This window comes from Streptomyces regalis (assembly GCF_001509475.1).
In the GTDB taxonomy this organism is placed as follows: domain Bacteria; phylum Actinomycetota; class Actinomycetes; order Streptomycetales; family Streptomycetaceae; genus Streptomyces; species Streptomyces regalis.
Window position 1 is genome coordinate 35,514 of the sequence record NZ_LLZG01000187.1, and the last position, 19,282, is coordinate 54,795.

Consider the following 19,282-nt stretch of genomic DNA (forward strand, 5'->3'; position numbering starts at 1 on the left):
GCTGGCTGGTTTTGAGGGCGCCCCGGCGCCACCATGCCCCCGGCACCTCCGTATGGTTCCGCCATGGCAGTCCCTGAGGTCATCCCGATCGCCTACGAGCCGCGCGGCCGTACCGAGGCGATCGGTCTGTATGCGGACGGGCAGTTCCTGGGGTCGGTCACCTACGGCTTCCCCAAGGGCTTCCGCCTCGACCAAGGCTGGGAAGAGCACAAACGCCTGTACTCGGTCCTGCACACCTTCGACGCCGACGGCCGCTACCGCGACTCGGAGATCTGGTGCGCGGGCACCTGGGCCGAGCAGCAACTCGCCCCCCACGGCCCCGACTCGGTCCTCGCCCGCGCCCGCGCCCACCTCGCGACCCGGCTGCGCAGCCTGCCCCGGCGCACCTACACGGACATCGCGGTCCGCCCCTTCCAACTCACCGTCGACGGCGTGCTGTTCGGGTTGGTGACCGGAGAGGACGACGGTGAGCCCTGGGCCGAGCTCTACCCGGACCACCTCGGCTTCGGCGCACCCTGGGACGGTTCGTACGACACCTGATCGTTTACGCCTCTATGCCTGGACACCCCCCAGGCGCTATACATTGCGAAGATCACGCAAGGCCATCAAGTGGGGGGATCCATCCATGGCACTGTTCGGGAACGCGCACACGATCGACCAGGGACAGGCGCAGCAGGACTACGCGCGTCTGCTGGGCCACGGTGAGCAGGTGCACGCCGCGTACCTGCTGATACGCGACACCATCCTGTTCACCGACCGGCGTCTGATCCTGGTCGACAAGCAGGGCATCACCGGCAAGAAGGTGGAGTACCACTCCATCCCCTACCGCAGCATCACGCACTTCGCGGTGGAGACCGCCGGCACCTTCGACCTGGACGCCGAGCTGAAGATCTGGCTCTCCGGGTCGGCGACACCCATCCAGAAGACGTTCACCAAGGGGGTCGACATCTACGAGGTGCAGGCGATCCTCACGCAGTTCGTGGCCAAGTAGCCCGTTCACCCGTTCACGCGTTCGTACGTTCTCTACCCTCGTCCGCCCGGTCCTCCGCCGAACCCGCCCTCCGGCGCCTCGCCCGCGGTGACCGTGACGATCTGGTCGGCCGAGCCGAGGTCACCGGCCTCGGTGAGGCCGCCGGTGGAGTCACCGGACGCCGATCCGCCGGAGCGGATGCCGTACTCCTCGCCGCTCTTGATCGCGGAGGACGAGAAGACGACGTTCTGGATGGTCTTCGACGTCACGTAGGTCGCCACGACCTTGCCGTCGGCGTCCACGACGTGGAGGGTCGTGCCCGCCGGGACGGACGAGTCCAGGGTCGCGGACAGCCAGCCCTGCTCGGACTCGGTGTCCGGGGCGACGACCATGCCCGCGCTGCCGGCCGCGAGCAACGTGCCGCCGCTCACGGTGAAACTCCCGTTGACGTCCAGGGCGCCGTTGCCGTTCATCTCCGGACCGTTGACGACGACCGTGCCGCCGGTGATCTCGGCGGTGCCGTTGGAGTCGAAGCCGTCGCCGGACGCGTTGATGACGAGGGTGCCGCCGGTGACCTTGGCGGTGTAGTCGCCGACCGATTCACCGCCACCGCCGCCACCGAAGCCGCCCTGACCGCCCTGGTCGTCGGACGACGCCTCGCTTCCCGACGCGTTGACGCCGTCGTCGCCGGCCGTGACCGTCGTCGAGCCGCCGCTGACCAGGATGTCCTTGCCTTCCAGGCCCTCGTTCGACTCCGTGATCTCCAGTGTGCCCGCGCTGATCACCAGGTCGCCCTCGGCATGGACGCCGTCGTCACCGGCGGCGGCCTCGACACGCGCGCCGGCCAGGTGGACGGCCCCGTCGCTGTGCAGGGCGTCCGCGGAGGAGTCGACGTCGACCGTGCCGCCCTCCAGGACCGTGATCACGCCCGACTTCAGGCCGTGCGCGGAGGAGTCGTCGGAGGCCTCGCTGCCGACGGTGAGCTTGCCGCCGGTGACCACCAGGTCGGTGGCCGCGTCCACGCCGTCGCCCTTGCCGCTCACCTTCACGGTGCCGCCGCTGACGGCGATGTAACCCCGGTCGGCGTCCTCGGTGTTGTCGGCCTTGAGCCCGTCGCCGCCCACCGTGACGGTGACCGTGCCACCGCTGACGACCAGGTAGTCCTTGCCCCGGATGCCGTCGTCGGCGGCGTTGACGGCGATGGTGCCGCCCTGGATCACCAGGCCGTCGGTGCTCGCGATGCCGTCGTTGCCGTTGCCCTGCACGGTGAGCGAGCCGCTGCCCCCGATCGTCAGGTCGGCGGCGCTGTGCAGGGCGGCGTTCGCCTCCGCGTCCTCGGCGTACGAGTCGGTGTCGCCGAGCGTGTTCTCGCTGCCGTCGGCGAGGACGACCACGGCCTCGTCCGCGTCGGCGATGTCGATCGCGGCGCCCTTGGAGTTCGAGATCGAGACGCCGTCGAGGATGAGGGTGACCTTCACATCGGGGGCGTTGACGACGACCTGCCCGTCGTTGAGGCTGCCGCTGAGCCGGTAGGTCCCCTCGGCCGTGATGGTGACGGTCGACCCGTCGACGGTGACGCCGTCCGCGTCGGCGGACGCGGAGTCGCCGTTCAGCTCAATGTCCACGGCGTCGGACGCGTCGACGTCCGTGTCCCCGTCCTCGGCGTGGACGTCCTGGTTGTCGGCGAGGACGGCGGCGGCCTTCAGGGAGCCGTCCACGGACGCGGCGGCCGACGACGACGTACTCGACGAACCTGCGGCGGCCGACGAGGAGCTGTCGCCGGACGAGCACCCGGCCAGCACAGCCGTACCGAGCGCCACCGAGGCGACGGCGGCCATCAGCTTCGTACGAAATCTCTGTACTGCTCTTCTGTTCACGCGGGGCTCCCGTTCAGTGCGAGTGCGGTCGGAAAGTGGCGCCGCAAAACGGGCAGCCAACGATGTGCGGGCAGTTCGGAGCGCAGGGCCGCGAGCCCCGTGCCGTACTTGGAGACCGGGCAGGGCCGGTGCTTCAGCGACCACAGCAGCCGGTCGGCACCGGACCCGGCCCGCCCCGACTTGGTCTCGACGATGGCCCGGTCAGGGGTGCGCAGTTCGGTCCCGTCGGGAAGAGCCCAGGTCAGGCCGGTGTCGATAGTCACGCGGCTGTCGCTCGCGGGCAGGAACAGCGTCGTGCGCCGATACGAGGTGACCAGCGAGGGCGAGAACCGGAACCCGTCGGAGTTGATCCCGGCCTCGGCAAGGAACTGGTCGGCGTACGCCCGCGCCTCAGGTCCGAGCCGCCACTGGCTTCCCTCGTACGGGATGCGCTGCTTGACGGTCATACCGCGTGGGCCACGGGTCTTGACCTCGAAGTAGTGGTCGCCGGAGTCGAGGTAGGCGCGGATCCGGAGCTTGAACCGCCGCCGGCGACGGCGCGCGGCGCCCAGGTACCCGTCGAGCTCAGGCGTGTCGAAGTACACAGACCGGTACCCGAAGCAACGTTCCCGGTCCATCTCCAGCACCTGGACGTCATCCCCCAACCCGGCGATGAAGTAGGGGAGTTCACTGGCGGGCAGCATGTACTTGCGGTCCAGCCGGGTCAGCAGCGAGGCGCGTTCGACGAGTTCGCCGAGCCCGATGGGCCGCAGGCCGCCGATCAGAGGGGTGAAGGAGTCGATGGCGGTCACGCCCGGACTCCCTGCCGCGTGACGGCGGAGCCGGCCTCCTCGGGAGCTCGCGCGCCCTCGGTCACCACATACCGCACTTCGACCTGAGTGGTGTCGTTGACGAGGTCGATGCCCTTGACCGACAGATTCACCACGCGCCCGCCCAGCAGCACCTCCAGGTGCGCGCGCAGGGCGTCCTCGTCGGTGTACGCGGAGTCGAGCTTCAGGCTCTTCTGCCGGTACCGGCCGAAGAGGCGGGGGTGGTCGCCGACGTACATGGTGAGGACGATCAGCCCCATCAGGGCCATCGTGAGGACGTTCACGCTCGCGGGGAGCCCGGCGAGGAGTCCGAGAGCGAGGGCGGAGAAGTAGTAGGCGATCTCATGCTGCGCGATCTCGTACGACCGGAGCCGGATGATCGACAGGACCCCGAACAGCCCCATGCCCAGCCCGATCCCCACGGACGCCGAGGTGAGCGTGATCGCGACGGCGAGGACCCCCATGTTCACACCGAGGAAGGCGGCGATCAGGTCCCGGCGGTGGTGGCGGGGGAAGTAGACGCCGAAGGTGAGCAGGGAGATGGCGGCGAGGTCGACGGCGACAAGGACCAGCTGATTCATGGCGGTTACCGCTCCCCGGGTCTGTGGTGACGTGGGCTGTTCGGGCTCATGTCCATGACGATCGGGGAGTGGCCTGTGAGAACCCTTTGCGTTCCCTTAACCGGCCTTGAGAAATCCGGGAGGAGAAGGTGAGGTGAACTACACCTGTACGGCGGCATGGTGACGCCGCACTGACCCGGATACGACCGCGATAATCGGGGCCACCATGCAACCCCCGCACCGCCACCTGCTGACCGATGTCCTCACCGTCGGCGCCCGCTACCCACTGGTCCTGGCCGGTGACTGCGCGGTCCGGGCGCATGACCTGACCGCACGGCGTGTGACATCGGTGGAGGCCGCGACCGAGAACCCCGAGCCCATGGACCAGATCGCGGCCATGGTCCGGCACGGCCTGACGGAACGGGGCTGGCGGGTACGCCCCCTGGAGACGGACCCGCTCTCCGCCCGCCTCCTCGTCACGGACCCCGACACGGGTGAGGAACGTACGGTCGACCTGTTGAAGGAGACCCTCTGGCGGCCCCCGGTGACGACCGCCCTCGGCCCGGCCCTCTCCCTGGCGGACCTCATCGGCACGAAGGTCCGCGCCCTGACCGACCGGGGCGCCGCGCGCGACCTCGCCGACGTCTATACGGCCGCGGCCGACTGGAGCTTCCCCGACCTGGAGGAACTGGGCCGCCGCCACGCCTGGGACGAGCTCGACCTGGCCGACCTGCAGTCCCGCCTGGAGGCCACGGAGCTGTTGGACGACCGGGAGTTCATGGTGGCCGGGCTGGACGAGGAGTCGGTACCGGTGCTGCGCCGGTGGGCCCGGGCGTGGGCCGACGACATCGCGGAGCGGCTGCTGGAGGAGGAGGCGCTCAGGCCGCCGGGGGACGGGGATGAGTGACAGGGGCTTGGAGGAGGGCGGCGAGGGCGGTGGGGGTGACGGTGATTATTCGGGTGGGGTCGTCGCTTTCGCGGAGGAGGAGCGAGGTGTCGTCGTGAGCGAGCTCGACGCAGTTGGCTCCGTCACTACCGCTGGAGAAGGTGGACTTCTGCCACTGGATCACTGCTACAGCTCCTTCGCCAAGTGGTGGATGTAGTCCCGGGACCGAGACGGCTCGAGGGACACCTCCTCCACCTTACGAAAGAGCGTTCGCATCGACAGGAGCTGTGCCGGCGCGTCCACGAACGCCGGGCCTTGCGGGGTGTCCCGCTGGGCCGTGTCCAGCGCGGACACTCGGCCAGCCGCATACAGCAACTCCGCACTCGCGCCGGCGAAACCGTCCACGTCGAACGGGATCACCCGAACGGTGACCTCAGGCGCCTCCGAGAGCCCGAGCACGGCGTCGAGCTGAGCCCGTGCGACCCGACGGTCGGCCACCCTCGTGCGCAGCGCCGGTTCATGCAGCACCGCCAGGTACGGGGTCGTCCCGAGGACCCCCTTGCGCCGCATCCGGTGCTCGACCCGCAACTCGAGGGCACTCTCGGGGAGTTCCGGACGCCAGTAGGCGAACACCGCGCGGGCGTACTCCTCGGTCTGGAGCAATCCCGGCACGTGCGCGGTGGCGACCTCCTGAAGGAACGACGCGTGATGCTCCAGTTCGGCCAGATCGCAGAACACGGGAGGAAGCGAGTCCCCGACGCCACAGGGATCCCTGCACTGGAGGTCGCCCCCTCCGAGGATGACGCGTTCCTCCTTGCCATTGAGGTCCAGAGCGAGCCGGACCCCGACAAGCCCCTGGACTGGGCCTGCCACGTGGCCCGACTCCACCTCATGTACGAGCTGCCCATACTGCTGCTCGTGGTCTGCCGGAACCGGACCACGGCGACCTGGGCCGCCGGCCCCTTCGAGTCCCGCTTCGGCACCTGGACGTTCCAGGTCCTGCGTCCGCTGGTGCTGGGGCCGGATGACCTGCCGGAGATCATGGACGCGTCATCGATCGCCCAGCAGCCGGTACTGGCAACGCTCGCGGCGATCACGCACAGCGAGGGCGAGAAGATCACCGACGCGCTGGAAGCGCTGGCTCGCGGAATGCGGTCGCTCGACCGGGACACCGCTCTCTACCTGTGCCGGCTACTGGAAGTCGGGCTGGGCGACACTGCGGCCCGGGAGACGTGGATACGACTGCTCACAGCAGGTGTCTTGTGAATCCGGGCCAACTGACCACCTGCCTGCTTCCGCCCCCGCCACGTGCCGCGTCGCTCCCGCCTCGATCGTCGAGTCGAGGCTCGTTGACAGCCGGCACTGCTCCGAGTCGGACCGGACTCACCCCTACCCGATAGGAATCCCCATGGTCAGCTCGCCCCACGAGGCGATGCACCGCATCTTCCAGGACCACCCGGACCTCTTCTCCCGGGTCTCCGAGGTGCTCGGCGTCGACTTCCCCCCGCCCACGTCGTTCACCATCCTGCCGAACGACCTCACCGAGACCAGTCCGGTCGAACGCCGCGTCGACACCCTTGTGCGGCTGGAGACGCAGGACGACGAGCCGTTACTCCTCGCCGTCGAGGCCCAGGGCGCGAAGGACCCGGACAAACCCGCAAGCTGGGCGTACTACGCCACCCATCTGCTCACGAAGTACCGGTTGCAGCCGATGCTGCTGGTCGTCTGCCAGGACCGCGCGACCGCCGAATGGGCAGCGCGCACAGTCACCTTCGGCCCTGCCAAGTGGCCGCTGATCACCCTGCGCCCGATGGTCGCGGGGCCGCACAACATGCCGGTGATCACCGACCCCACCGAAGTCCGCAAGGACCTCGCGCTCGCCACACTGGCCGCGGTCACGCACGCCAAGAGCCCGGACATCGGAGCCATACTCAAAGCAATGACCAACGTGCTGCGAGACACACCCGCAGACCTCGCCAACCCGATCATCGAATACGTCGCACGCGGCATGGGCAAGCACGCCGCCGCAGAGATCTGGAGGAAACTGGTGGCCGTGGACCTCTCTTTCTACAAGTCGTACATCTTCGAGGAAATCCGTGACGAAGCCCGGGCACAACGCGCTGCCGAGGACATCCTGGACGTCCTGGAGGTGCGGGGCATCGACGTCCCTGAAGCGGTCCGCGAACGCATCACCAGCTGCGATGACCCCGAGATCCTGCGCCGCTGGCACCGGCGCGCAGTCATCGCCCCCTCCGCCGAGCAGATCTTCACGGATGAGTAGCCCCGCCACGCCTGGGCGCGCCCCCGCGAAGACGACCGACTCAGCCGGCTGAGCCCGGAGCCGCGGGAGAAGCCGGCAGGGCGTGCCATGGTCACCGTAACGGGCCGACGGCTTGGTCCTCGGCCCGCGCAACCCCGCCGAGACGAGGCCAGAGTCCCGGGAATCCGGTTGAGGCGGCGGTTGGCGGACCCGCAGAATCGCGAGATGGACGACAACCCTTTTGACGATCAACTCCCCGCCGCCCTCCCCGCGTTGAAGGCAGCCGCGCGTGAGGCCGGGTTCACGATGTCGTGCGATGCGCGCACGGGCAGCCTGCTCGCCACACTCGCCGCTGCCCGGCCCGGCGGGCGGATCCTGGAACTCGGAACCGGCGTCGGCGAAGGCACCGCCTGGCTGCTGAGCGGTATGGACAGGACCGCCGGACTCGTAACCGTCGAACTCGACGACGCCGTGCAGGCCGTCGCCCGTGAGCGATTCCGCCACGACGAGCGGGTCACGTTCGTGGCCGGGGACGGCGGCACCTGGTTGGAGGAGTACGTCGGCCAGCCCTTCGACCTGGTCTTCGCGGACACCTGGCCGGGGAAGTTCACCCACCTCGACCGCGCCCTGGAACTCGTGGCCCCTGGCGGCACGTATCTCATCGACGACCTGCTGCCCCAGCCCGGTTGGCCGGACGGCCACCACGCTGCCGTGACACACCTGCTGGCCACGCTGGAGCGGCGGCCCGACTTCCGTACGACCCGTCTGGCCTGGTCGAGCGGGCTGCTGATGGCCGTACGGTCCGCCCACGAACGCGGCTGATTTCCCCCTCCTCCCCACCGTCGGCCGTGGCCCACCGCACCCCCGTTCACCTGGGCGGACACCAACCCTGACGGTCACCGAACCCTGATAACATCCGGCCACTTGTGCTAGGGCACGGGCCCTCGCAGGGGAGGGAACCTCACGTGGGCAGACACGCCCTGAGACGGGGCGGTCTCGCCGCCGCCGTCTCCTCGCTCGCGGTCGCCGTCGCGGCCGCGTCCGTCGTCGTCCTGTCGGAGGGCGGCGGCACCGCGGAAGCGGCCGAGGCCGGGACCACCACGATCACGCTGGTCGACCCCAGCTCCACCACACCGCGCACCGACCGCCCGTACGTCGCGGGCGACACCGGCTTCCTGCACCGGCAGACCGGCAAGGACGGGCTGCTGTGGACCGACTACGCCACCGGCAGGAGCGTCACGGTCGAGAACGCCGCCGGCGTCTACACCCCGGGAACCGGCTGCACCTACATCGGCTCCACGTGCTACAGCGCCTGGTACGGCTCGGACAGCGACCTGGTCGCCCTGCCGACCGGCACCGGCGACGCGTACGCCACCTTCTGGGACCCGGCGACGGCCACCTCCAGGAAGGTGAGCTGGAACGGCTCCCTCCAGTACGGCCAGGGCTCCTACCGAGCCCTTGCCGGCGACACGATCGTCACCACCAACTCCCTGATCGACAAGGTCGACGGTGCGTGGCGGGTCCGCAGGGTGACCGGTGACGCGACGAACGTGTCGGCCGGGGACGTCCTCGGCGCCGACTCCTCCGGTGTGTTCGTGTCGAACAGCACCTTCGGCTCGCTCCACTACATCGACATCGAGTCGGCCGTGAACACCAAGGTCTTCGCGGACGCCACCACCAACTCGACGTTCCTGATGAGCGCGGACCGCGTCGGCTGGTACTACAACGGCACCGCCGAACTGCACCTGAAGTCCCGTACCGACCTCACCGCCGCCGAGCAGGTCGTCACGCTGCCGTCGCACCCGGGCGCGCTCGACGGCGACCCGGTCCTGGTCGGCGACTGGCTGCTGCTGCCGCTGTCCTCCAGCGACCTCGGCTCGAAGCTCCTCGCGGTCAACGTCACCGACCCCTCGGTGCAGCAGACCCTGCTGGCGAGAGCCGGCGAGTACACGCTGGCGGCCGGTGACGGAAGCGCCCTCGTCTCCGGCGGCACCGGCGCCACCGACTGGTGGGTGCAGCGGGTGAGCCAGGCCGAGGACGGCACGCTGAAGCTGGCGAAGGTCCAGCAGGCTCCGGCGGTGGAGAACGCCAAGACGGGCCTCGCGCTCAGCCGCGGCCGCCTGCGCGTCGCCGAGGACGACCCCGACACCGCCGCGCACCTCACGTCCGTGCGCACCCTCACCACCAACGGCTCCACCGAGCTGACGGCATCGGACGCCACGGAGAGCGGCAAGGTCTACAGCCCCGTATGCCCGTACGCCGGCACCGCTTGCGCGGCGCTGTGGGGGAACCTCGCCGCCGAGGACGTCTACCTCGGCAACTATTACTACGACGCGGAGCTGAAGCAGGACCGGCTGGTCGCCATCGGCGGCCATGAGCTGGAGTTCGGCACCACGGGCGGCTCGATCGTCGACGCCGGCGACGACTACGCCGTCTACAACTCGGGCGGCACCACCCCGGCGCAGTACGTCGGCGAGTTCGGCCAGGGCCAGAAGCTGAAGCGGTCCGTGCGTGCCGCCGCCCTGAACGGCTCCACCCTCTGGAGCGCCACCACCACCGCCGGCACGCTCACCTCGTACAGCATCCCGCTGGCGAAGACGCTCACCACGGTGAGCGTCCCGGGCCTGGCCTGCGTGCCGAGCGAACTCCAGGCGGCGGGCCGCTGGGTGTACTGGGCGTGCGGCACGGGCTCGGCGGGCGTGTACGACACCAAGGCGGGTACGTCGACGGCGGTCACCCCCGGTGACGTGCTCCTCGGCGACGGCTTCACCGTCCGCCACGACCACACCGCGGGAACGCTGGTCCTCACCGAGGCGGCCACCGGCACCACCCGGGTGATCGCCTCCGGACTGCCCGACAAGGGCCTGACTGTGGACCGCCGCTACCGCTGGACGGTCGACGAGTACACCGGCCTGGTCGCCTGGTTCGACGACTACGAGCGCACCCACGTCACCACCACCGGCATCGCCCCGTCCTCGATGACGGCCTTCAAGACGACGCTGGCGGGCGACAACGTGTACCCGAACGTGCCCTTCGAGGGCCGCTGGGTGCTGTCCCGCCCGGCCACCTCCTGGTCGCTCACCCTCACCTCCGTCCAGAGCGGCGCGAACGGCAAGGGGACCCGGACGATCACCGGCGGCGCGACCGCGGAGCTGGTGTCGGTGACCTGGAACGGCAAGACGGCGAGCGGGAGTTACTTCCCCACCGGCCACTTCACCTGGGCGCTGAAGGCCACCGGCCTGGGCACCTCCACAGCGAACACGGTCTCCACCGGCAAGGGCTATCTCCTGCGAGGAGCCGCTGTCCGGCACGACTACGCCAGCCCCGACGGCCCCGACGGCCGCGGCGACCTGCTCACCCTCAACTCCTCCGGCGGCCTGACGATCCACGCCGGCACCGGCACCGGCAAGTTCAGCGACAAGAACACCGGCACCGGCTGGCCGACGACCGTCACGGTGATCCCGTTCGGCGACCTGAGCGGTGACCGCTGCAACGACGTCCTCGTGCGCTACAGCAGCGGGGCGCTGCGCCTGTACAAGCCGGGCTGCGGGGCGGCGGTCAAGCCGTCGACGTCGTACACGACCCTCGCGACCAGCGGCTGGACGCAGTACAACGCGCTCACCTCGCCCGGCGACGTGAGCGGGGACGGGCGGCCGGACCTCATCGCGCGCAACTCCTCCACCGGGGCCGTGTACCTCTACAAGGGCACCAGCGACGGCAAGCTGTCGTCCCGCGTAAAGCTCTACGACAACTGGAAGGGCTACAAGAAGATCGTCGGCGTCGGCGACATCACCGGCGACGGCAAGGCGGATCTCCTGGCCCAGGACACGTCCAACAACCTCTACCGCTACAACGGCAAGGGCGACGGCACCTTCGCCGCCCGAGTGAAGGTGTTCGCCAACTGGGGCGGCAGCTACAACGCCGTCGTCGGCGTCGGCGACATCACCGACGACGGCCGGCCGGACCTCGTCTCCCGCGACACCAGCGGCAACGTGTGGCGCAACAGCGGCAACGGCAAGGGATCGTTCGGCTCCCGTACGAAGATCGCCACCGGGTGGGGCGGCTACAAGTCCCTGTCCTAGACAGGTGGTTCACCAACCGAGGCGCCCGGGGTTCCCGTGATCCCGGGCGCCTTTACACTTCACGCGTGATGGATGGGGTGGGAGGGGATCACATGCGTAGATGGGGTGTGGCCGCGTTCGTGGCCGCGGGATTGACGATGGGCACGTTGCTGCCGGCCGTACCGGCGGCCGCGGTGCACGGCGGGGTGCCGGGCGACTTCAACGGCGATGGCTACAAGGACGCCGTCCTGCCCGCACCGGGGGCGAATGTGTCCGGCAAGGAGGCGGCCGGGGCAGTGATCGTGCTGTACGGCTCCTCGTCCGGCCTGGCGGCGAGCCGCCGCAAGACGATCACACAGAACACCTCCGGGGTGCCGGGCGCGGCCGAGGCGTACGACCGTTTCGGCGCAGCCACCGCGACGGCCGACCTGAACCGGGACGGGTACGCCGACCTGGTGGTGGGGTCGCCGTACGAGGACACGTCGAAGGGGACGAACTCCGGGGCGGTGACCGTCCTTTGGGGAAGCAGGAGCGGGCTGACGAGTGGGACGGATCTGCCGTCGCCGTCCGGCTCCCCGACCTACTACGGACAGGACATCGCCGCGCTCAGCACCGGCGGCGGCACCAAAACCAGGGTGGTGGTGAGCGGTTACGACGCCTCCGTGCACATCGTGGGGCCCTTCTCCCGCACCGGCACCTTCGGCTCCGCCACGCTGAACATGGACACCGCTTCCGTCGAGTCCGTCGCGCTGGGCGACTTCGACGGGGACGCCGTCCCCGATCCGGCCGTGGCCGGCTCCCGGCTGGGCGACCTGAGCGGCGGCGAGGTCTACACGCACCTCGCGTACGGCAACGAGCTGCAGGGTAACGGCCTCATCGTGGCCGCCGGCGACCTCAACGGCGACGGATACGCCGACCTCGTGGCCGGCGACCCGGACGAGCCCGAAAAGGAGGGCGTGGACGGGGCGACGGGCGGCCGGGTCCTCGTCTGGTACGGCTCGGCGAGCGGCATCACGAAGGACACCGCGCCCGTCCAGATCACGCAGAACACCGCCGGAGTCCCCGGCGCGAGCGAGAGCGGCGACGCCTTCGGCGGCGCGCTGACCGTGGCCGACCTCAACCGGGACGGACTCGCGGACATCGTGGTCGGGTCGCCGTACGAGGACCTCGCCAAGAACCGGGCCGGCCAGGTGACCGTGATCCCGGGCCGCTCCTCGGGCGCCCCCGGCACCGGCTCGTACTCCTTCTCCCAGGACACGTCCGGCGTGCCGGGCGCCGCCGAGACCGACGACTTCTTCGGTACGACGGTCTCGGCCGGAGACGTGAACAAGGACGGCAGGCCGGAGCTGTTCGTCGGCGCGTCCGGCGAGAACAACTCCACCGGCGCGGTCTGGGTCTTCCCCGGCGGCTCCACGCGTCCGACGGCCGCCAACAGCCGCGTGTTCACGGCGAACGCCGTCGGCCTCACCCAGCAGAACGGCACGCTCCTCGGCGGCAACGGGCTGCTCTGGGTCATCTGACCCCGGTCGTGTCCTTGAGGTAGCCGAAGAGGGTGGCCGCGCACTATGGAGTCCCTCCTTCCGGGTCAACGGGGTGAAGGGTGTGCGCACGTTACGTCCTCCGTACGCACACCCCCCTCTCAGGTGCCGGTGTTCGTGGCCTCGGGATCGACGCCCATCGTGAGCGTGGCCACGACACCCTTGGCGATGTCGTTCTTCTTGTACTTCAGCTTCAGCAGACCGCCCTCAGTGCCGTTGTCCGGGTAGATCGTGTCCTCGTCGAGGGTGGTGCGGGTCGCGGTGTTGGTGGAGTACGGCTCGACCTCGGCGGAGGCCAGCACCGACTCCTCGTCGAAGAAGAGCTGACCGGTGTGACAGGTGTTGCCGCCCTCGTAGCCGGCGTCCGTCCACTCGCCGCCCACGTGCACCTTGGTGTGGATATGCACACAACGGCCCTGGTACCAGCCCGGGAAGACGGTCCGGAAGACGACCTCGCCCCTCTTGTCCGTCTTCCAGGTGCCGCGCAGATAGCGCTCGTCGTCGGTCGGCTCCTCGTGGACGCCGCCTCCGCCGCCCGGCGCACCTGTCGGCTCCCCGGACGGGGGCTCGCCCGTCGGCTCACCGGACGGCGGCGTACCGCCCCCGCCCCCGCCACCACCGCCGCTGCCCATCGCCTCGTAGCCCGAGTACACGCCCAGCGCGTTGCAGTGCCAGATGTCGACCGCGGCGTTCTTGAGGGGCTTGCAGGTCTCGGAGTCGATCACCTTGAGGCGGAGGGTGAGTGCAATGCCCTCTTCGTCCTCGGTGACGTCCTGGCGGAGCTTGTCCGCGTCGATGTAGTAGGGGCCCTCGGTCGTCTCGGAGGTCAGCTTGTAGCAGACCTCGGCAGCGCTGGTGGAGGCGGTATTTTTCTCCTCGCCGGCGAAGGCACCGGCCGCGAGCGTGCCGCCCACGCCCACCGCGGCCACGGCGCCCGCACCCGCCACGACGACCTTACGGCGTGTCAGATCCCGCTTGTGTTTCGGCCCTTGGGCCGTCTGGTTTCCCGTCATGGGCAGGGAAATTAGGGACCGCGCCTGTCAGGACCATGGGTAAGAGCTGGGTGAGAGCCCTGCATACGAAAGTGGCTCGGAACCATCGGTTCCGAGCCACCCCGCGCGCTGACGATTACTTCGGCTGCGGCTTGCGCACCGACAAGTGCAGCTCCTTCAGCCGCGCCTCCTCCAGCTCCGTCGGCGCGCCCATCATCAGGTCCTGGGCGTTGCCGTTGAGCGGGAAGGCGATGGTCTCGCGGATGTTGGGCTCGTCGGCGAGGAGCATGACGATGCGGTCGACGCCGGGGGCGATGCCGCCGTGCGGCGGGGCGCCGAAGCGGAAGGCGCGCAGCATGCCGGCGAACTTCTCCTCGACGGTCTCACGGTCGTAGCCCGCGATCTCGAAGGCCTTGAGCATGATCTCCGGCTCGTGGTTCCGGATCGCGCCGGAGGACAGCTCGACACCGTTGCAGACGATGTCGTACTGCCAGCCCAGGATGTCCAGCGGGTCCTGGGTCTCCAGGGCCTCCAGGCCGCCCTGCGGCATGGAGAACGGGTTGTGCGAGAAGTCGATCGCGCCGGTCTCCTCGTCCTTCTCGTACATCGGGAAGTCGACGATCCAGCAGAACCGGAAGACGCCCTCCTCGAAGTGCCCGGCACGCTTGGCGGCCTCGACGCGCACCGCGCCCATGATCTTCGAGACCTCGTCGAACTCGCCCGCGCCGAAGAAGACGGCGTGACCGGCGGCCAGCGAGAGCCGCTTGGTCAGCTCGGCGACGTTCTCCTCTGTGAGGAACTTCGCGATCGGGCCGGAGAGCGAACCGTCCTCGGCGACCCGGACCCAGGCCAGGCCCTTCGCCCCCTGCGAGACCGCGAAGTCACCGAGCTGGTCGAAGAACTTCCGGGGCTGCGCGGAGACGTCCGGCACCGGCAGGGCACGCACGTGCTTGCCGGCGAAGGCCTTGAACTCCGAGCCCTCGAAGATGTCGGTGATGTCGACGAGCTCCAGCTGGGCGCGCAGGTCCGGCTTGTCGGAGCCGTACTTCAGCATCGCCTCGCGGAACGGGATCCGCGGGAAGGGGGAGGTGACGTGGCGGCCGTTGCCGAACTCCTCGAACAGCTCGGTCATCAGCTTCTCGACGGGCTGGAAGACGTCTTCCTGCTCGACGAAGCTCATCTCGATGTCGAGCTGGTAGAACTCGCCCGGCGAGCGGTCCGCACGCGCGTCCTCGTCACGGAAGCAGGGCGCGATCTGGAAGTAGCGGTCGAAGCCCGAGATCATCAGCAGCTGCTTGAACTGCTGCGGGGCCTGCGGAAGGGCGTAGAACTTGCCCGGGTGCAGACGGGAGGGGACGACGAAGTCGCGGGCGCCCTCGGGGGAGGTGGCGGACAGGATCGGCGTCGCCATCTCGTTGAAGCCCAGCGCCGTCATCTTGTGCCGGATCGCCGAGATGACCGCCGTACGCAGCAGGATGTTCTTGTGCATGCGCTCGCGGCGCAGGTCGAGGAAGCGGTACTCCAGGCGCCGCTCCTCGTTGACCCCGTCCTCGGTGTTGATCGTGAAGGGCAGCGGGGCGGCCGCGCCGAGCAGCTCGACCTCGCCGACCTCGACCTCGATCTCGCCGGTCGGCAGGTCTGCGTTGATGTTCTCGGTGCCGCGGGAGACGACCTTGCCGTCGACGCGGACGGTCGACTCCTTGGACAGCTTGTCCAGGGCCTCGTACGCGGGCGTGCCGGGACGGGCGACGAGCTGCGTGATGCCGTAGTGGTCGCGCAGATCGATGAAGAGGATGCCGCCCAGGTCGCGCCGATTGTGCAGCCAGCCACTCAGCCGGACGTCGGTGCCGACGTCAGAGGAGCGGAGCTCGCCGCAGGTGTGGGACCTGTACCGATGCATCGTCGTTCATCCAGTCTTCGCGGATCGGGGGGCGTGTTTCACGTGAAACTCTCCCCAAGCCTACCGGGGACCCCAAGATCGGCTCCCCACCATTTGACAGCACCCGTGAGCACACCCGTGGGCACACCCGTGGCGCCCTTCCGACCGGATGCCCCGTACAGCTTCGGTGGCAGTGTGCGATCACCTCTTCTTACAGTGGGGCAATGCGCACTGGTGAGGCCCTGCCCGCCGTGGGGGAGGTTCTCGCCGCCCTCGCGACCGGACTATGGCACTGGAACACCGCCACGGGACTGGTCACGGTCGACGCGGAGGCGGCACGGCTGCTCGGGCTGCCCGCCGAACAGGCCACGCTCAGCCAGGCCCAGGTGCGCTCCCGCCTGCACCCGGTGGACTGGAACGAGATCAGCGGAGTGATCCAGCTCGCCGTGGCCGAGGGCACCCTCGGCGAGGCGCGGGTGCGGATCATGGACGAGCGGGGCCGCGTCGTCCGGGTCGGCCGCAGCCGCTTCCACGCCTCCTTCGACCGCGAGAAACGGTCGTACGAGGTGACGGGCTCCCTCCAGGAGGTCACCGAACCGACGCCGGGCACCCCCGCCGGGCGTACGGCGGTCACCGGCGACTGGCGGCGCTCGCGGGAGGCGTTCCTGCTGGACGCGGGCCGGGCGCTGGCCGAGGCGCGGTCGACGGCGGAGGTGCTGCGGGTCGCGGCCGGCCTGTCGATGCCGGGCTTCTCACCCGACGGCCTCGCGGTGTTCGGCGTCACGGGCGACCGCCTGACGATCATCGGCCACCACGGCCACCAGCCCGGCGACGAGAACCCCTTCTCGCACATGTCCCTGGACACCGACTACCCGGCCGCCGAGGTCGTCCGCACCGGCCGTGCCGTGTACCTCTCCTCACCCGAGAAGTACAAGGACCGCTACCCGGTCACCTGGCCGCTCGCCGCGCACTTCAACCGCCAGTCCTGGGCGTTCCTGCCGCTGACCGTGGCCGGCCGCACGATGGGCGCCTGGATGGCGGCCTTCACCTATCCGGTCGCGTTCACGCCCGACGAGCGGTCCGTGCTGACGACGGTGGCCCGCATGCTCGCCCAGGCCCTCTCCCGCGCCGAGGCCGCCGAGTCCGCGCGGGAACTGACGGACGGCCTCCAGCGCTCGATGCTGCCCAAGCTGGGCCCCGAGATACCGGGCATGAGCGTCGCCGCCCGCTACGTCCCGACGGGCGGCGGGCTCCAGGTCGGCGGCGACTGGTACGACATGATCCCGCTGCCCAACGGCCGCTTCGCCCTGGTCATCGGCGACGTCCAGGGTCATGACGTCCGCGCGGCGGGCCTGATGGGCCAGCTCCGCATCGCGCTGCGCGCCTACGCCTCCGAGGGCCACCGCCCCGACGCCGTCCTCTCCCGCGCCTCCCGTTTCCTGCACGGCATGACGTTCGGCTCCCTCGACGAGGACCCGTCCGACCTGCGCTTCGCGACCTGCCTGTACGTCGAGGTCGACCCCACGACCGGTCTGCTGGACATCGCCCGCGGCGGGCACCCGGACCCGGCGATCCGTATGACCGACGGCACGGTGCTCGCCCGCTCGACGGCCGGCGGCCTCCCGCTCGGCATCGACCCGGACGCCGACTATCCGACGACCAGGATCACCCTGGAACCCGGCGAGACCATGCTGATCTGCACGGACGGCCTGATCGAGACTGGCGGCCACGATCTGGAGACCGGCTGGAAGCGCATCCGCGCGATCCTCGAGGAGCACGACGGCGACCTGGAGGCGCTCGCCGACGCCCTCGTCCAGGCCGTGCACGGCCCGTCCTCCCACCACACCACCGGCCCGCTCGCCGACCGGCGCGAGGACGACATAGCGGTGCTACTGCTGTGCCGGGAGGGGGAAGGGTGCGGCTGCGGCAACACGGTGGCCGTCCGGCCCACGATCCGCCGCACCATGCTCTCGGTGGCCCAGGCGGAGCCGGAGCGGGTGGCGGTGGCCCGGCAGCAGCTGCGGGAGCTGCTGCACGACTGGACGTCCGAGGACCAGGTGGACTCGGCCGTCCTCCTCCTCTCCGAGATGCTCACGAACGTTCTCGTCCACACCGACGCCGACGCCCTGCTCCTCGCCGAGGTGCGGGGTGAGCCGGGGGACCGCCGGATACGCGTCGAGGTGACCGACACCAGCGACGACCTGCCGCACAAGCGCCGCCCCGGGGAACTGGCGTCGTCCGGGCGGGGCCTGATGCTGATCGAGCTGCTGGCTCAGGCGTGGGGGGTGGACCCGCGGGGCGAGGGCAAGAGCATCTGGTTCGAGCTCTACGAGTCCGAGGGCGCGGACGGCTCGGGCGGCGCCGACGGTTCCGGGGGCGCAGCCGGCTCGGCGGGCTCCGGGCTCGCGTAACGGTCCTGCAGTTCGCGTACGACGCCGAAGGCCGCGGCGGTCAGCGGTACGGCGAGCAGCATGCCGAGGACGCCTGCCACGGACGCCCCCGCGGTGATCGCCACCATGACGACGGCCGGGTGCATCTGCACGGTCCGGCTCTGGATCATGGGCTGCAGCACATGACCCTCCAGCACCTGCACGGCGAGCACGATCGCCAGCACCCACAGCGAGATGACGAATCCCCGGTCGGCCAGCGCGACCAGCACGGCGACGGCCCCCGAGATGAAGGCGCCGAGATAGGGGATGTAGGCCCCGACGAAGACGAGCGCACCGAGCCCGACCGCGCCCGGGACGTCGAGGACGAGCAGCCCGACGGTGATGCAGAGGGCGTCGATGAGGGCGATGAAGGTGGTCCCTCTCATGAACCCCTCCACCGCCTGGAACGCCCGCCGGGCCATGGCCTCGACGGCGTCCCCGCTCTCGCCCGGGACGACGGACCGCAAGGTGTCGGCGGCCCGGTCGGAGTCCCGCAGGAAGAAGAAGACGAGCAGCAGCGCGAGCACGGCCATGGCGATGGTCTCCGCGACCACGCTCACCCCGCTGATGACGCCGGAGGCGGCCGTCCCCCCGAAGTCGGTGAGCAATTCCTTGGCGTTGGAGGCGAGGTCGTCCAGCGAGGTCCCGGCGGCCCCGAAGTGGTCGGCGAGATCCTGGCCGGCCTGCTTGAGCGCGGCGAGGATCTGGTCGCCGGTGTCCACGATCGCGGCGACGACGATGTACACGGCCCCACCGACGACGGCCACGACGGCCACGCAGGTGAGCCCGGCGGCGACGGACCGGTTCACCTTGGCCTTCACGAGCCGCCGGTGCAGCGGCCCGAGCAGCGCCGTCCCGAGCAGCGCGAGCAACACCGGCACGACGGCCGTACGGAACTCCACGGCCAGCCGGATCCCGACGTAGACGACCCCGGCGACCAGCAAAACGACGGCACACCAGGCGGCGAGCCGCCGGACGGGGTCGGGGAGCAGCGGGGGGGCCTGCACGCTTCCAGCGGATC

Annotated in this window: 17 protein-coding genes; 9 read left to right on the top strand and 8 right to left on the bottom strand. The window is 70.0% G+C overall.

The window, feature by feature from the left end:
- Positions 1–63: 63 nt before the first annotated feature.
- Positions 64–540, top strand: coding sequence for a hypothetical protein (locus ADL12_RS21530; protein WP_062704304.1), 477 nt, complete (start codon positions 64–66; stop codon positions 538–540).
- 85 nt (positions 541–625) lie between these two features.
- Entirely contained in the window at positions 626–991 is a 366-nt protein-coding gene (locus ADL12_RS21535) for a PH domain-containing protein (RefSeq protein WP_048581363.1), read from the top strand.
- A 32-nt stretch (positions 992–1,023) separates the two neighbouring features.
- Here the strand turns inward: ADL12_RS21535 and ADL12_RS21540 are convergent, their stop codons facing one another.
- Genes ADL12_RS21540 through ADL12_RS21550 form a run of 3 tightly spaced genes read right to left on the bottom strand, consistent with a single transcriptional unit; the run spans position 1,024 to position 4,237 of the window.
- Positions 1,024–2,847, bottom strand: a complete 1,824-nt coding sequence (locus ADL12_RS21540; RefSeq protein WP_244187998.1) for a carbohydrate-binding domain-containing protein — start codon at positions 2,845–2,847, stop codon at positions 1,024–1,026.
- A complete protein-coding gene (locus tag ADL12_RS21545) occupies positions 2,844–3,638 on the bottom strand; it encodes a polyphosphate polymerase domain-containing protein (protein WP_062704306.1) in 795 nt (264 codons plus the stop codon). Before ADL12_RS21545 ends, ADL12_RS21540 begins: the two co-directional genes overlap by 4 nt.
- Positions 3,635–4,237, bottom strand: coding sequence for a DUF4956 domain-containing protein (locus ADL12_RS21550; protein ID WP_062704307.1), 603 nt, complete (start codon positions 4,235–4,237; stop codon positions 3,635–3,637). The genes ADL12_RS21545 and ADL12_RS21550 overlap by 4 nt, the downstream gene beginning before the upstream one ends.
- 205 nt (positions 4,238–4,442) lie before the next feature.
- Here ADL12_RS21550 and ADL12_RS21555 point away from each other — a divergent pair, with 205 nt between their 5' ends.
- The gene (locus ADL12_RS21555) at positions 4,443–5,123 is read left to right on the top strand and encodes a nucleotidyl transferase AbiEii/AbiGii toxin family protein (protein ID WP_062704308.1); all 681 of its coding nucleotides are present in this window, start codon (positions 4,443–4,445) and stop codon (positions 5,121–5,123) included.
- Here ADL12_RS21555 and ADL12_RS21560 read toward each other — a convergent pair.
- Together ADL12_RS21560 and ADL12_RS21565 are read right to left on the bottom strand one after the other, a co-directional pair.
- Positions 5,095–5,286 carry a DUF397 domain-containing protein gene (locus tag ADL12_RS21560; RefSeq protein WP_062704309.1) on the bottom strand — a complete coding sequence of 64 codons (192 nt, stop codon included), beginning with the start codon at positions 5,284–5,286 and terminating at the stop codon, positions 5,095–5,097. The genes ADL12_RS21555 and ADL12_RS21560 overlap by 29 nt on opposite strands.
- Before the next feature lie 2 nt (positions 5,287–5,288).
- Entirely contained in the window at positions 5,289–5,840 is a 552-nt protein-coding gene (locus ADL12_RS21565) for a DUF5753 domain-containing protein (protein WP_341846371.1), read from the bottom strand.
- On the opposite strand from ADL12_RS21565, the gene ADL12_RS21570 reads away from it, so the two are divergent.
- The 5 genes from ADL12_RS21570 (at position 5,808) to ADL12_RS21590 (ending at position 12,943) form a co-directional block, all read left to right on the top strand.
- Positions 5,808–6,368, top strand: a complete 561-nt coding sequence (locus ADL12_RS21570; protein ID WP_167364420.1) for a hypothetical protein — start codon at positions 5,808–5,810, stop codon at positions 6,366–6,368. The two genes, ADL12_RS21565 and ADL12_RS21570, sit on opposite strands and share 33 nt — an antisense overlap.
- 142 nt (positions 6,369–6,510) lie before the next feature.
- A complete protein-coding gene (locus tag ADL12_RS21575; protein ID WP_062704311.1) occupies positions 6,511–7,383 on the top strand; it encodes a hypothetical protein in 873 nt (290 codons plus the stop codon).
- Between the two features lie 204 nt (positions 7,384–7,587).
- Entirely contained in the window at positions 7,588–8,184 is a 597-nt protein-coding gene (locus ADL12_RS21580) for an O-methyltransferase (protein WP_062704345.1), read from the top strand.
- A 143-nt stretch (positions 8,185–8,327) separates the two neighbouring features.
- A complete protein-coding gene (locus ADL12_RS21585) occupies positions 8,328–11,444 on the top strand; it encodes an FG-GAP repeat domain-containing protein (RefSeq protein ID WP_062704312.1) in 3,117 nt (1,038 codons plus the stop codon).
- 92 nt (positions 11,445–11,536) lie between these two features.
- A complete protein-coding gene (locus ADL12_RS21590; RefSeq protein WP_062704313.1) occupies positions 11,537–12,943 on the top strand; it encodes an FG-GAP-like repeat-containing protein in 1,407 nt (468 codons plus the stop codon).
- Between the two features lie 119 nt (positions 12,944–13,062).
- Here ADL12_RS21590 and ADL12_RS21595 read toward each other — a convergent pair whose 3' ends face one another.
- Together ADL12_RS21595 and aspS are read right to left on the bottom strand one after the other, a co-directional pair.
- Positions 13,063–13,974, bottom strand: a complete 912-nt coding sequence (locus ADL12_RS21595; RefSeq protein WP_062704314.1) for an intradiol ring-cleavage dioxygenase — start codon at positions 13,972–13,974, stop codon at positions 13,063–13,065.
- Between the two features lie 115 nt (positions 13,975–14,089).
- Entirely contained in the window at positions 14,090–15,853 is a 1,764-nt protein-coding gene (aspS, locus tag ADL12_RS21600) for an aspartate--tRNA ligase (RefSeq protein WP_062704315.1), read from the bottom strand.
- Positions 15,854–16,056: 203 nt separating this feature from the next.
- Between aspS and ADL12_RS21605 the strand changes: the two genes are divergently transcribed.
- Entirely contained in the window at positions 16,057–18,243 is a 2,187-nt protein-coding gene (locus ADL12_RS21605; protein WP_062704316.1) for a SpoIIE family protein phosphatase, read from the top strand.
- Here ADL12_RS21605 and ADL12_RS21610 read toward each other — a convergent pair.
- Positions 18,159–19,268, bottom strand: a complete 1,110-nt coding sequence (locus tag ADL12_RS21610) for an AI-2E family transporter (protein ID WP_062704317.1) — start codon at positions 19,266–19,268, stop codon at positions 18,159–18,161. The genes ADL12_RS21605 and ADL12_RS21610 overlap by 85 nt on opposite strands.
- Positions 19,269–19,282: the final 14 nt, after the last annotated feature.